This is a genomic window from Amycolatopsis keratiniphila (assembly GCF_000400635.2).
GTDB lineage: Bacteria > Actinomycetota > Actinomycetes > Mycobacteriales > Pseudonocardiaceae > Amycolatopsis > Amycolatopsis keratiniphila.
This window is the reverse complement of sequence record NC_021252.1, coordinates 3,697,892-3,711,510: the sequence shown is the minus strand read 5'-3', so window position 1 is coordinate 3,711,510 and position 13,619 is coordinate 3,697,892. Positions and strand designations below refer to the sequence as shown.

12 protein-coding genes are annotated in these 13,619 nt (G+C 68.4%); 5 read left to right on the top strand and 7 right to left on the bottom strand.

Translation table 11 applies throughout. The annotated features are described in order from the left end of the window. Positions 1-63 precede the first annotated feature (63 nt). Positions 64-957, top strand: coding sequence for a class A beta-lactamase (gene bla, locus AORI_RS57950; protein WP_043848082.1), 894 nt, complete (start codon positions 64-66; stop codon positions 955-957). 53 nt (positions 958-1,010) lie between these two features. Here the strand turns inward: bla and AORI_RS57945 are convergent, their stop codons facing one another. Both AORI_RS57945 and AORI_RS57940 read right to left on the bottom strand, forming a co-directional pair. Continuing rightward, entirely contained in the window at positions 1,011-2,885 is a 1,875-nt protein-coding gene (locus AORI_RS57945) for a Calx-beta domain-containing protein (protein ID WP_016333747.1), read from the bottom strand. 347 nt (positions 2,886-3,232) lie between these two features. Next, on the bottom strand, positions 3,233-3,736 hold the full coding sequence (locus AORI_RS57940) for a hypothetical protein (RefSeq protein WP_123798409.1): 504 nt from the start codon (positions 3,734-3,736) through the stop codon (positions 3,233-3,235). Positions 3,737-3,923: 187 nt separating this feature from the next. On the opposite strand from AORI_RS57940, the gene AORI_RS57935 reads away from it, so the two are divergent. Further along, positions 3,924-4,319 (top strand): hypothetical protein, encoded by a 396-nt coding sequence (locus AORI_RS57935; RefSeq protein ID WP_016333745.1) that lies wholly within the window; start codon positions 3,924-3,926, stop codon positions 4,317-4,319. Between the two features lie 40 nt (positions 4,320-4,359). Here AORI_RS57935 and AORI_RS57930 read toward each other — a convergent pair whose 3' ends face one another. After that, positions 4,360-4,836 carry a MarR family winged helix-turn-helix transcriptional regulator gene (locus AORI_RS57930; RefSeq protein WP_016333744.1) on the bottom strand — a complete coding sequence of 159 codons (477 nt, stop codon included), beginning with the start codon at positions 4,834-4,836 and terminating at the stop codon, positions 4,360-4,362. 92 nt (positions 4,837-4,928) lie between these two features. Between AORI_RS57930 and AORI_RS57925 the strand changes: the two genes are divergently transcribed. After that, a complete protein-coding gene (locus AORI_RS57925) occupies positions 4,929-5,354 on the top strand; it encodes a Rid family hydrolase (RefSeq protein ID WP_016333743.1) in 426 nt (141 codons plus the stop codon). Positions 5,355-5,429: 75 nt separating this feature from the next. After that, a complete protein-coding gene (locus AORI_RS57920; protein ID WP_016333742.1) occupies positions 5,430-5,825 on the top strand; it encodes an ATP-binding protein in 396 nt (131 codons plus the stop codon). Positions 5,826-6,421: 596 nt separating this feature from the next. Here AORI_RS57920 and AORI_RS57915 read toward each other — a convergent pair. From AORI_RS57915 to AORI_RS57905, 3 genes are all read right to left on the bottom strand, one after another. Then, the gene (locus tag AORI_RS57915; protein ID WP_016333741.1) at positions 6,422-7,336 is read right to left on the bottom strand and encodes an alpha/beta hydrolase family protein; all 915 of its coding nucleotides are present in this window, start codon (positions 7,334-7,336) and stop codon (positions 6,422-6,424) included. 66 nt (positions 7,337-7,402) lie between these two features. Next, positions 7,403-8,134, bottom strand: coding sequence for an aminoglycoside adenylyltransferase domain-containing protein (locus AORI_RS57910; RefSeq protein WP_016333740.1), 732 nt, complete (start codon positions 8,132-8,134; stop codon positions 7,403-7,405). 17 nt (positions 8,135-8,151) lie between these two features. Next, positions 8,152-9,054 carry an NmrA family NAD(P)-binding protein gene (locus AORI_RS57905; protein ID WP_016333739.1) on the bottom strand — a complete coding sequence of 301 codons (903 nt, stop codon included), beginning with the start codon at positions 9,052-9,054 and terminating at the stop codon, positions 8,152-8,154. A 97-nt stretch (positions 9,055-9,151) separates the two neighbouring features. Between AORI_RS57905 and AORI_RS57900 the strand changes: the two genes are divergently transcribed. After that, positions 9,152-9,706: a TetR/AcrR family transcriptional regulator gene (locus AORI_RS57900; protein ID WP_016333738.1), complete on the top strand. Its 555-nt coding sequence runs from the start codon at positions 9,152-9,154 to the stop codon at positions 9,704-9,706. A 47-nt stretch (positions 9,707-9,753) separates the two neighbouring features. Here AORI_RS57900 and AORI_RS57895 read toward each other — a convergent pair whose 3' ends face one another. Continuing rightward, positions 9,754-13,446, bottom strand: coding sequence for a CARDB domain-containing protein (locus AORI_RS57895; RefSeq protein ID WP_043848080.1), 3,693 nt, complete (start codon positions 13,444-13,446; stop codon positions 9,754-9,756). Between the last annotated feature and the right edge of the window lie 173 nt (positions 13,447-13,619).

The window sequence follows — 13,619 nt, the reverse complement described above, 5'->3', positions numbered from 1 at the left end:
TTTCGCATGAAAGACGTCATTCGTGTCTTGGACAGCATGACCAGAGCTGGACAGACTGCGGGCATGTCAGTCACTTCTCGCCGCTGGGCCGCACTACTGGCGCTCTCGGCCGTATCACTCGCCGCGTGTTCCGCACCTGCCCCCGCGCCACCTCCCGCCGCCGCTTCGCCGGTCGCGCCGACCGCGAGCGCCGACTTCGAACAGCTCGAACGAGCCTTCGGCGCCCGGGTCGGGGTGTACGCGGTGGACACCGCGACCGGCCGCGAAGTCGCCTTCCGCGCCGACGAACGCTTCGCCTACGCCTCGACGCACAAGGTGTTCAGCGCCGGCGGTGTCCTGCAGCGGACGCCGATCGCCGAACTGGACCGCACCGTGACCTACGGGAAGCAGGACCTGGTCGTCAATTCGCCGGTCACGGAGAAGCACGTGGCGACGGGCCTGCCGCTGCGCGCCGTCATGGACGCGACCCTCCGCTACAGCGACAACACCGGCGGGAACCTGCTCTTCCGCGAACTCGGCGGCCCCGAAGGACTCAACGCGGTGTTCCGCGGGATCGGCGACACCACGAGCCACGCCGACCGGATCGAACCCGAACTCAACGACACCTTCCCCGGTGACCTCCGGGACACCAGCACGCCGCGTGCCCTCGCCGTGAGCCTGCGTGCCTTCGCGCTCGGTGACGCCCTCCCCGAGGACAAGCGCAAGATCCTCGTCGACATGATGCGCGCCAACACCACCGGCGATCAGAACATCCGCGCCGGGGTGCCCGGCTGGGCGGTCGCCGACAAGACCGGCACGGCGGCTTACGGCACACGCAACGACATCGGAGTCGTGTGGCCGCCGAACCGGGCGCCGATCGTCGTCTCGGTGCTCACCGACCGGCCGGACAAGGACGCCGAGATCGACAACAAGCTCCTCGCCGACGCCACCGCGGCCGCGGTGAAGGCCCTCCCCTGACCGGTCCCGCCGGGACGGACGAGGATCCGTCCGTCCCGGCGGGGTTCAGCGGCTCAGCGACGGCAGGGGTTGCCCGCCGGATGCGCCGAGGTTCCGTGCACGTCGGCCTGGGACTCCGCGAGCACGATCTTCGCGAGCGCGGTGTCCAGCGCGACGGCCTGCTGCTTCACGACGCCGTTCGCCACGGTCTGGCCGTTGAGCTTCAGCGAACCGATGACCAACGGGATGGTCAGCGGCGCCGAGCCCACCGTGATCGACTCGCCGTTGATCTTCAGCGAGGCGACGTTCGAACTGCCCGCCAGCACCGGCGCGAGCCCGCCCGCCGACGGCTGACAGGTCGCCGTCGCCTGGGACTGGATCACGCCGAGCTCGATGGTCAGCCCGAGCGTGCTGATCACCGTCTTGTCGATCTTGGCCGACGCCAGCGCGCGATCGCCCGCGGCCGGAGCCACCGACTGGTCGTCCGGCGTCAGATCGGTCGACGCGGTCAGCACCTTGGTGTCCACCTTGATCAGACCGGCGTTGAGCGTCGCGGCGGCGACGGTGCTGCTGTCGTCGGCACACGGCAGATTCGCCGGGTTGGCCCGCGCCGCGGTCACGCCGAGGACGTTCGCCGCGGTACCCGTGCAGGAGAAGACGCCGTCACGGTCGTCGTCGACGATCGTGCCGACCCCGGTCGCGTCGATCAGTCCGGCACCGGCCGGGGCCGAGAGGTTCACCGTGAAGGTCTCGTCCGGCTCGTCGACCGTGTCCGGATTGACCAGGACGGTCACCGGTTTGGCCGTCTGCCCGGGAGCGAACGTGACCGTCCCGCCGACCGCCGCGTAGTCGGCGGGCGCGGTCGCGGTGCCGTTGGCGGTCGCGTACTGGACCGTCACCGGATTCGGGCTGGGGCCGCCGAGCAGCGACACCGTGAACGTCGCCGGGACCTGCGCGCCCCCGGAGCCCTCGCCGACCGTCACGTCGTTGATGCTCAAGCCGAGCACGCGGACCGTGGTGGCCTCGATGTAACCGCGGGAAACCCCGTCCACCTGGTAGTCGACGACGCACTGATAGGTGCCGGGAGCGGCGCCGGCCGCCACCTTGATCGTCTCGGTGAACGTGGCGACCTCGCCGCTGGGCACCTTGACGCTGCCGGGGTCGTTGGTGACGGTGAGCTGCGGGTCGCAGCTGGTCACCTTGGGCGTCACGGTGACCTCGATGGACTTGATGCCGTCCAAAATGGCCTGCGAGACCTGGCCTGCCGGGACGTTGTTGAGCAGGACGCCGCCCGTCGCCGAGGTGATGGCGGAGGCCTGTCCCGTGGCGTCGAGCGCACCGACGTTGACGGCGACCACGCGGATCTTCGCCGCCTGCAGCGCCGCGATGGTCTGGGCCAGTGTGTGCCCGCCGCTCGGATCGTGCGACGGCGCGTCGCCGAACCACGCGATGATGCGGGTGCCGTCCGGACGGAAGGCGACCGCGCCGGTGGCCAGCTGGTAGAGCGCGTTCAGGTTGGCTTCCGGCGTGTCCCCGCCGCCCGCGGCCACCCACTGGTTGATCCCCGCCTGGACGGCGGTCGTGTCCCCGGTGATGCCCTGATTGACCTTGAACGGCACCGAGTCGGTGAAGTCCTTGTACTCGGCCACGCCGAACTGCGCGGTCGGCTGCGCGGCGAGCACGTCGCCGGTGATGGCGCTGGCGTTCGACCGCACGTTGCCGATCGGCCCGCCCATACTGCCCGTGGTGTCGGCGAGCAGGACGAGGTCGGGGTTCGGCGGCACGGCCGAGGTCGTCACGTTCTTGGTCACGGTCGTGCTCTGCCCCGCGTCGAGGGTGAGATCGACCGTGGCCGGGTCGACTCCCGGCGGGGCCGCGGCGGCGACCGCGGTGGACGCGAACATCGCCGTGACCGCGGCCAAGACGACGAACAGTGGTCTTCGTGACATGGACTTCCCTCCTCAGACCCGGCCGGAGCCGGAATTCCTATGGGCTTCCTCGGAAAGACGGAATATTTCGGTTTTCGTTAGCGCGAAGGCGGGACTTCACCCAGAGCGCCCTGTGTCAAGAGGCCCAACGGGCTGTTACCGCGAATCCGGGCTACTCGGACCAGACCCGTATTGCGCCGTCCAGCCGAAGGACCTTCGACACCTCTCACTCTTCAGCGTGAGAGGTGTCGAAGTTTCCTCCGTTTTCCGTGATCAGCTCGGCCGGACGGAATCCGCGTTCATCCGGCGAACAGTCACCGAATGTCGCAACGGCACGCGCCGATCGATACCGCGACGAGACCTCGGGATCAGTAGACGCACTGGATGATCGCGTCGTCCAAGCGGACGTACTTCGCCGGCCCGCCATTGTTGCCGTAGATCGGCTGGAGATAGACGGTTCCCACGCCGTTCAGATTGAGATTGGGCAGCGTGATGAGCTGATAGCCCGCCCAGTCGTCGATCCACTTGACCGTGTGGGAGATTTTCCGCCAGCCGTTGGGATCCCAGATCTCGAGGCCGATGTTCGCTCCACCACCGACCGGGTCGGCGTGGATCGCGGCGGCGCAATTCGACCGATTCGACGGGAAACCGCTGAGCGACTTCGGAGTCCTCATCGCCGACCAACCGTGGTCGGCGAAGAGCCAGCCGTTGTTGTTGCCGGTCCGGGCCACGCCCATGCCGATGTCGATCCAGGAATGCCCGTCCCCGCCTTGGATTCCCCGCTCCCAGACACCGAACGGGTTCGATTCGTAGCCGTCGGACCATTGCGTGATACCGGCGTGCGCCGTTCCCGCGAGTCCGAGGAGTACCATCGAAAAAGCCGACAGTACGGCGAATATTTTCTTGAACACGAGAGTTCCCCCTCTGCGTGCGAAATGAACCCCGTCAGGGGACCAAAGTCCGCGACGCGAGCACAAGGTACCTTCGCGCGCACATTCGACCGCCTCGAAGTGCGAGTGCCTCTTTCATGGCATGAAAGCGGGATGAAAGGACCCCAGGATGGTGCTCGGGCTGACGTTCGCCGGCGCGGGAACCGCGGCGGCGGACCAGTCGAAATCCATCTCCGGGAAGTCGCCGGACGGCGGCGCGAGCATCAGCGGGACGCTGACGTGGACCGGCCGGGGCAGCTTCAAGGCCGACGTCACGTTGAAGGACGCGAAGTGCGACGGGAACCCCGTCTACTTCTACTTCATCATCAACAAGGGATGGACGAGCGAGTGGCAGGGCAAGCGGCGCGACAACAACGAGGGCTGCGGCAAGTCCATCACCTGGAAGGGCATCGAGGGATCTGACACCAACGGGATCTTCGGTCCCACGCTGCGGGTGTGCACGGACATCCGGCCGGGGCTGGACTCCTGCAAGGAGTACGCCTACGACAACCCGTACTTCCCGTAACCGGCCTCACCCGCCGATCGGCTCGGCGCCTCCGCGGCAACTAGGCGAGATCGACGGGCCGCGTCCGCAGCTTGGCCGCGATCCGGGCCAGCGCCTGTTGATCCTCCGAGGTCAACGGGTCGAGGACGAGCTCCCGCACCGAACGGACGTGCGTGGGCGCGGCCGCGACCACCACGTCGTAGCCGTCGTCGGTGAGCACGGCGAGGGTGTACCGGCCGTCGCCGGGGTCCGGCGTCCGCTCCACCCAGCCACGCTGTTCGAAGCGTTTGACCACATTGGACAGACGGGAGAGCGAGCCGTTGGCGAGGTAGGCCAGTTCGCTCATCCGCAGCCGCCGTTCCGGCGCCTCCGAAATATGACTGAGGGCGAGGTATTCGAACAGCGTCAGCCCGGCGTCGCGCTGCAACGGCGACTCGAGCCGCCCCGGCAGCAGGAGGACCAGGGAGACCAGCCCGGTCCAGGCCTCCTTTTCGGCAGGGGTCAGCCACAGTGCTTCGTCCGGGTCCAGGGCGGCCATGGCGGAACCTTACCCAGAACGCCGTGACTTCACGCGTGAAGTTAAGTCGTGCTAGCTTGACTTCAAGCATGAAGTCAACGAAGGGATCCACCATGACCCAGCCGGAGTTCTTCGCCACACCCGGTTACGGCGACCGGCAACTGACCGAGATGCGCTACAGCCAGGCAGTACGCGTCGGCGATCGCATCGAGATCTCGGGACAGGGCGGCTGGGACGACGACTTGAACTTCCCGGAATCACTGGAAGAGGAGATCGTCACGGCCTTCGAAAACGTCGCCCGCACCCTCGCCACCGCGGGCGCCACCTGGCGCGACGTCATCTCCGTCGACTCTTACCACGTCCCGGAGGTCCCCGGCTTCATCGGCGAGACCCACAACCGCGTGATGGTGGCGCAGTTCCGCGAGCACATGGGCGACCGGGCGCCGATCTGGACCGAGATCGGCGTCGCGGCCCTCGGCGCGCCCAAGATGCGGGTCGAGATCAGGGTCACCGCGATCGCCGGGAACGCCCACGTGTGAACCCCGCGCTCCTTGGGTACTCCATGCCTGCGCCCATGCTCTTGGCCCAGCTGGGAAACCCGCTAAGGAGAACGCGTGGGTATCACGAGTACAAGACAGGCTTACGAATTCCCCACCGGCATCGCCCCGCCACTGGGAGCGGTCCGGGCCTGGCTGCGGGAGCAGCTGGGCGAGGTCGGACGCACCACCATCGCGGACACCGAGCTGCTGACCACGGAACTGGTCACCAACGCGCACGAACACGCGGACGGCGTCGCCGAGCTCAGGGTCTCCGTCCCCTCGGGACGGGACGTCGTCCGCATCGAGGTCGACGACCGCCGTCCGCGCCTGCGGCCGCACCGCGTGATCAAGGACGATCCGACGAGCCCGCACGGCCGAGGGCTGGCGCTGGTCGAGGCGATCAGCGCCAAGTGGGGCGTGAACACCGGCGCCGGCTTCAAGACGGTATGGGCGGAGATCCCGGTGCTCTGACACGATCATCGGGTGACCGCGCCGCCCCGCCCCCTCATCGCGCCGATGCCACGGCCGGGCGACCACGTCCGTCTCGTCTCCCCCTCCAGCTTTCCGAGCCGCGAGCTGGTCGCCGAGACCAAGGCGACGTCTTCAAGGACCGCCTAGGCTCGCTGAACTATTGAGGGGTAAGTCAAAGGCGGCGTGATGGAGTCGGCGGTGCGAGCGGGCTCGCCACCGAGACCCAGCACCGTGCCCTCAGACTGTCCCAAAAGGACAATTTCCGCGATCAAGGCGCCCGATTTGAGCACTTTGCGCAGTATTGCCCGAGGGTCGTGAGTGGCGATGGTCGTTCTAACCCTCTTTACCACTCACGACTCCCCGCGAAAACAAACTTACAGGCACAAAGCGGGCGCATGCTGCCCAGGAAGTGACCACTGTGGACACTAATGCCTCCGGCGGCACAACGCGCCACATTTGGCTTACCCCTCAATAGAACGAGCATCGCCACTCGCGACCCCGGGTCGAAGGCTCCCTTGGCCGTGTCGGACGCGGCCAAGGGAGCTTTCACCCCGGCGGAGGCCTCGATCACGAACATGACACGTTTGACTTGCCCCTCAATACTTCGACTCGACCCGGCCCAGCGGATCCAGTTCCTCGCAAGCCGCTTGCCAGGCGGTGTCGCCCGGGTAGAACTCGGAGCGAAGGTAGGCCGCGGTGAGGCGCCCCACCGCGGCCACCCGCTCCGGATTCTCGTCCGTCGTCTCGGCGACGTCATAGCCGGACACTCCGCCGAGCCCGTGCTCGGCGCCGAACAGGGTGAGCAGCGTTTTCCGGCCTGGCGCAAGGAAATACGGGTCGGTGTGCCATTCCGGGCCTAGGACCGTCAGATGACCGGAGTCGTCCTTGTCCCCGGCGACGACGAGCGCGGGGGTCGTCATCGCGGAGAAATCCGTGCTGAGGAAGAAGGGGTAGTTCTCGGCCACGAACCCGGTGACCGCGTCGCCGCCGCGGCCGGGCGCGGCGAGCAGGACACCGGCCGAGATCCGGGGCTCGGCGAGGCGTACTTCCTCACCGCTGCGGGGATCCGTGTATCGCGCGCCCAGCAGGAGGCTCGCGGTGTGCCCGCCCATCGAATGCCCGGCGACCGCGCCCCTCCCCCGGTCCAGTCTGCCGCGCAGCATCGGGACGGCGTCCTCGATCTCGTCGAGCCGGTCGAGGATCCGGATCATGTCCTCGGCCCTGGACCGTGGGTACAGCGGCGCTTCCGGTTCGCCGGGCGGCAGGTTCAGCGACCGCGAGCTCAGATGGGTCGGCTGGACGACGGCGAATCCGTGCGCCGCCCACTGGTTCACGAGCGGGGCGTAGCCGTGCAACGACGAGAGATGGTTCGAAGGACCCTGCCCGTGCGACAACAGGATGATCGGCAGCTCGCCGCCGGCCGACGGCGCGGAGATCCGCAGCCGCAGGTCCACGGCCCGGTCCGGCGTGGACAGCTCCACCGGGGCGATCGACATCACTGGCGTGCTCATGTGAACTTCCTTCGCAAGTTAAGCGGAACACTGTTCCACAAACATACGGAGCAGCGTTCCGCTTTGTCAAACGCCCCTCGCCCGGTCCGCGAGGGCACTCGCGAGCGAGGCCACCTCCGCCGAAAGCCCGGTCCAGTCATCGGAAGCCGTGCCGAGGTAACCCGCCCGCGCGTGTTCCAGCAGCACCCCGCCGCCGACCATCGCCGCCGCGGTGTCCTTCGAGACGATCCGTCCCGTTTCGACGGTCACGACGATGCGCGCGAGCGTAAGCAGGACATTGCGTTCGTCGCCTTCGATCTCCGACAGGAGGCCGGGGATGACGCCGAGTGCCGCGTCGCGAAGCAGATCCGGTGACACCGGATCGACGACCTCCGCGAGTGCGGGACCACGTAGAACCCGGTGCGCCGCATGGGCCGTGGCCGCGAGGATCACGACATCGGGATCCTCGGCAGGCCCGGGAAGAAGCCCCTTGACGAACTCCTCCCGAAGCCATTCCCCGTACTGGAAATCCCGGCGAGACGGTTCGCCCCCGGCCACGATCCCGGTCAACTCGATCGGACGCCGGTCCGCCGCGCCGGGAAAGCGGCCGGCGTGGCCGCGCCAGCCCGAAAGCCGCAACAGCAGTGACACCAGAGCGGCACGTTCGTCTTCACCGAGCGACCGGCGGGTGACCAGCAGCAGATCGACGTCGCTGTCCGGTGTGAGCCCGCCCGCCGCGCCGGAACCGAAGAGGTACAACCCGAGGACGCCGCCGGGATCCTCACGGTCGAGATGGCTCAGCAGGGGTTCGATGCGCATGCCTCAACGATCACCCGCTACGCAAGGTATTTCCGCGCCCAGTCGGCGAAACCGGTGAGCGGGATGCCGAGGTCCCGCGCGTATTCCGGCCGCCCCGGCTGGCCGATCACGTTCAGCCACTCGTGCGAAGCGCCCATCGGCGGCATCCCGGCGGCGACCGCCTGCTCGACGGTCATGTCCGGGGCGGCCAGCTTCGTCCCCAGCACACCGGACAGGATCCCGGCGATCTCCGTCATGGTCAGGAAGTCGCTCGCGAGCTCGAGCTCCACCCCAGCGAATCGGTCCGGTTCGGCGATGGCCGCCGCGGCGGCGGTACCGATGTCGTCGACGGCGGCGAGCGACAGGGACGTCGAGGGCTTGATGACGCTCACCAGGCCGCCGTCCACCCCGCGCGGGAACAGGAACTTCATGTCGGGCAGGAAGTTCTCCATGAAGAAGCCGGGCTTGAGCAGTGTCCACCGCGGAAAGCCCGCCTCGCGGAGGTGATCCTGGATCGCGGCCTTGGCGCCCAGCGTCGGCTCCATCGAGGACCAGCGCCCTTCGGCCCATCCGTCCGCCTCGACGTGCTGTCCGGCTCCCGAGACCGAGGTGTGCACGAACTGCGGCACGCCCGCCGCCTTCGCACCCTTGATGAGGTTGACGCCTTGGGTCACCTCCCCCGCGAAGTCGAATCCGTCTTCGTTCATTCCGGGCATCTGCACGGAGAAAACGGCGCGAGCCCCCTTGGCCGCGCGGGTCACGGACTCGACGTCGTGGAGATCGCCGACGACGAGTTCGGCGCCGAGCGCTTCGACGGCCTTCGCCTTAACCGGATCCCGGACGAGCGCGCGGACGGGGACGCCGGCCGCGAGCAGGGCGCGGGCGGTCGCACCGCCCTGCCTGCCGGTGGCGCCGGTGACCAAAACGGGTGCTGCGGACATGGTGACTCCTTCGGTCGACTAAGTGGCGGGGCCCGCCACTTAACCTCCGCTACAATATGGCGGGCCCCGCCACTTACGCAAACACCGAGGTGAAGCCATGTCCGACGGTCAGCGCGCCGACGCACGGCGGAACTACGCGCGCATCCTCGCGGTGGCCGAGGAAGAGGTCGCGGCCCATGGCTCCAGCGCCTCGCTGGAACAGATCGCCCGCACCGCCAACGTCGGCTCGGCCACCGTGCGCCGCCACTTCCCCACCCGACGGGCGCTGCTGGAGGCGGTCTCCGCGAACCGGATCGCCGCGTTGTGCGCCCGCGCCGCCGAATTGACCGGCGAGGAGGACAGCCGGAAAGCGCTCTTGACCTGGCTCGACGAGCTCGTCGCCTACTGCGTCTCCGCCCGTGGCCTCGCGGCCGCGCTGTCGTACGACGGGCCCACGCACGAAAACTCCTGTTCCACCGCCATCGAAGACGCGGGGGAACCGCTCCTGCGGCGGGCCGTGCGGGACGGCGCGGTGCGGCCGGAAGTCACCGTCGCGGAACTCGTCACGCTGATCGTCGGCATCGTCCTGGCCACCGAGCATCACCCGGATCCGGCAGCCCAGGCGGGCCGGCTGTTCCGGCTGGCCGTGGCGGGGCTGAGCCCCCGGACGTGAAAGGGGCCGGAGTGGTCGCCCACTCCGGCCCCGGGCACGGATTCCGCCTACCGGATGCCGCGGCGGCCCGACGAGACCACCGCCGGCACCGGGGCACCGTTGATCACGAACTGCGACCCCGGCTCACGGACGACATCGCCGTTCGCGGAGTCGCTGATCGTCACATTCGTCAAGGTCGCGCTGCCACGGGCGCCCCTCATCGCGAGGATGCCCGCACCGTTGTTCGACTTGTCGATCTTGACGTTGGTGAGGGCCGCGGTCACGACGCCGCCGCCCGTCTTGAACTGGACACCGTCGTAGGTCGAGTCGTGGATCTCCGTGTCCCGCAGCACGACGCCGGGAATGTCCTTGCCCTGCGCGAAGAACGTGATCGCGCCGAACTCCTGCTGCTCGCCCCAGAACACGCCGCCGCAGCGGTACAGGGCGTTGTTCGCGATGAGCGTCTCCCCGGAGAACGGCAGCGGGTCGTGATCCGTCGCCAGCATGATGCCCGGGTAGTTCATCGTGTCGTGGACGATGTTGTTCTCGATCTTGTTGCCGTAGCCGCCGTAGACCGCGATCCCGTTGGCACGCCACGGAAGCTGGATCGTGTTGTTGGCGAACACGTTGTCGTGCGCGATGTCCTGCGAAGGGTCCTTCACGTACTGGTTCGCCCACACCGCGAGCGAGTCGTCACCGGTGGTGCGGAACGACGAGTTGAACACCTTCGAGTTCCGTGTGCCGTTGGTGAAGTTGATGCCGTCGGCGTAGGTGTTCCGGATCCGCATGCCGCTGAACTCGAGGCCGTCACCCGGCCCCCAGAGCGCCGGGACATTGCTGTAGTCCCGGCCGACCCACGCGCCGACGTTGGCGTGCTCGATCCACACGTTCGTGATCTTCGTGCCCGTGCCGAACCGGCCGTTGAGCCCGACGCCGCCTTCCGCGCCGCCGTCCCCGCCCCGGATCCGGCCGGAACCGAAGATGGCGATGTCGGAGATCTGCGTGTTCTTGTCGATGTCGAAGCCGAAGTTGCCCTCGTGCGGATGGTTGATGCCACCCGCGTTCTGCGGCTCGATCAGCGAGTAGAGCTGCGAATGCCACATGCCGGCGCCCCGGATCGTCACGTTGGAGATGCCGACCTGGTTGTACTGGCCGCCGCCGTTGGGCACGTTCGGGTCGTCGGTCAGGATCTTCTTCTCCTGCCGCCACTGCCCCGCCGGGATCCAGACACAGGCGATCACGCCGTTCTGGTCGTCGGTCACCGCGCGCTGGATCGCCGCCGAATCGTCGCTCCCGTCGTTCGGCACGGCGCCGTACTCCGTGATCGACGTGCAGTTCGCCGGTTTCTCCGACGCCGGGGCGACCTGCTCCAGATCGATGAGATCGACGATGTAGAACGCCGCGTTGTCACCAATGTCCCGCTGCAGCTTGAACTTCGTGCCCGGCGGATACGACCGGGACAGCAGCGCGTGCGACTCGTCGAACAGGCGCCGCGCGTCCGCCTGCGGGGTGTTGGTCAGGCCTTCGGGGTCGTCGGTGCTGCCGTAGAGCCAGCTGTGCTTCGACGACAGCGTCAGCTTTTGCGCGAACGTCCCGTTGACGTAGAGGCTGAGGGTCGCGTCCTGCCCGCCACCGCCAGGGGCGTCCGGGATGGAGTTGCGCACGACGATCGAGTTCGCCTCGTTCGCCGACGTGAACTCCACGTACTGCCCCTGATTCGCCAGCCGTACGGACTTGCGGCCGGAGGACTCGGTCGCGAAGTTCGTGTGGCCGAAGGTGCGCAACGGGTCGGCTTCCAGCAGTTGTCCTTGGTACTGCGCGGCTTCCGCCTCGTACTCGACGTACGGGACGGCCGCGCCGCGGCCCACGACGATCGCCCGTGAGAGGCTGTTGTTGGACTCGTTGGTCTCCGTGACCGTGCCGGTCGCGTCGGCCGTCGCGGTCAGGGTCGCGCCACCGTCGGCGGCGGTCCAGGTGCCCGCGATCGCGACGTTCGCGGTGGCCCCCGCCCCGATCGCGCCGGTGGTGCCGGTCAGCGTGGTGCCGCCGACGGTCAGCCGCGTCACCGAAGCGTCCGCGCCGCTCGTGCCGCGGTTGCGCACCGCGACGGTGAAGGACACCGCCGAACCGGCCGCCGGGTTGGGCGGATTCGACGTGATGCCGGTGACCTCGAGATCCGGCCCCGCCGCCTGCGCGACGACCAGCGGGGTCGGCGAGGTGTAGGTGTTGTTGGCTTCGTTCTGCTCGGCCACGGTGCCCGCCGGATCCGCGGTGGCGGCCACGGTGTACGTCCCCTGCGGACGCGTTCCCGCGTCGACGGTCACCGTCGTGGACGCTCCGGCGGCGAGCGCGCCGACCGCCGCTTCGCCGACGACGGTGCCGCCGAGACTGACGTTCACGGTCGTGGCGGCCGCGTTCGCGGTGCCGGCGTTCTTCACCGTGGCCGAGACGGCGAGTTTGCTGGTCTCCGTCGGATTCGACGGCGTCCAGGTCGTGCCGGTGACGACGAGGTCCGGGTTCGGCGCGGGCGTGCCGATCACCTGGAATTCCGCGACCTGGCCGCCGGGGGCGCCGGAGTTGGCGAAGAACTGCAGGCGCACGTCCGAAGCGCGGCCGCTGACCGATACGACCACCGAGTTCTGGTTGGTGGCGGGGTCGAAGCGGTGGTCGGCACGTGCTGAAAGAGAGGTGAACGCGGTGGCGCCCTGCGCGCGGCCGAGGATCTCGAAATTCTGCGTCCGCGCACCCCAGATCGCGTCCGGGTTGAGCTTCACCGCGATCGAGTCGACGTCCGCATCGACGCCGAGTTTCACCGTCAGCGAGTTCGGATAGCCCGCGGCGGACTCCCAGTACGTGACGGTGTTGTTGTCGTTGGCGTTGGCGGGGACGAACGAGTGGACCGCCGACGTGGCCTCGATCGGTTTGCCCGCCGCCAGGTTCGCGCCCGCGCTCGTCCCGGAGCGCACCACGTGGTTGCTGTCGCCGGACTCGTTGCCCGCCGCGTCCTTGGCGCGCACGAAGTACTCGACCCTTGTCCCGGCGGGCCGGGATTCGGTGAACGTGGTGCCGGTGACCGTCGTGACCGGCGTGCCGTCGCGATAGACGGTGTACCCGGTGACCCCGACGTTGTCCGCCGAGGGCGACCAGGCCAGCCGGATCTGGCCGGCGGCGGGCTCGGTCAGCGCGAGATTCGCGGGCGCGGTCGGCGCCTGGGTGTCACCGGTGTCCGGTCCGTACAGCTCGAATTCCGACAGCTGCGCGGCGGGCCAGCGCGTGTTCGCGGTGATCTGCAGCCGCACGTAGCGGGCCGACGCGGTCATCGGAATCATGACGGTGTTGACGCCGGGCGCGAACACGTAGCCGGCGGGCGCGACGAGGTCGGTGAACGCGGTGCCGTCGGCGCTTCCGCGCACGGCCAGCGTCTGGGTGCGGGATTCCCAGCCGGACGGCAGTTTCAGCACGATCCGCGACAGGGATTTGGCCACCCCGAGGTCGGCCTGGATCCACTGCGGGAACGCGTTGTTGGCGGATTCCCAGTAGCTCTCCTGGTTTCCGTCGACGGCGTTCGCGACGGGATAGCCGGGCAACGCGCTGCTCGCCGACACCGTGCGGGTCAACGGCACTTCGGCGAGCGCCGCCGGACCGGGTGGGGCGGCGGCTTCCGGTGGCCCGCTCGCGGCGGAGGCGAAGGAGAGTCCGGCGACGGAAAGCCCTGCGACCAGGAGACCGGCGACGATCCGGGACAGGCGCATACGTGTCATGGCGTCTTCTCTTCTTTGAGACGGCGGGGAGGGAGCCAGAGCCGTACGAGCATGCAACAACCCGGAGACAAAATGCAAGAAGTTGACTGCTTTCCGAAATTTTGCGACTTCCCACGACTTAAGGTGCGGTCACGCCTTGCTGACGACTACGCACGTTCTCCGACCGTGGGCCG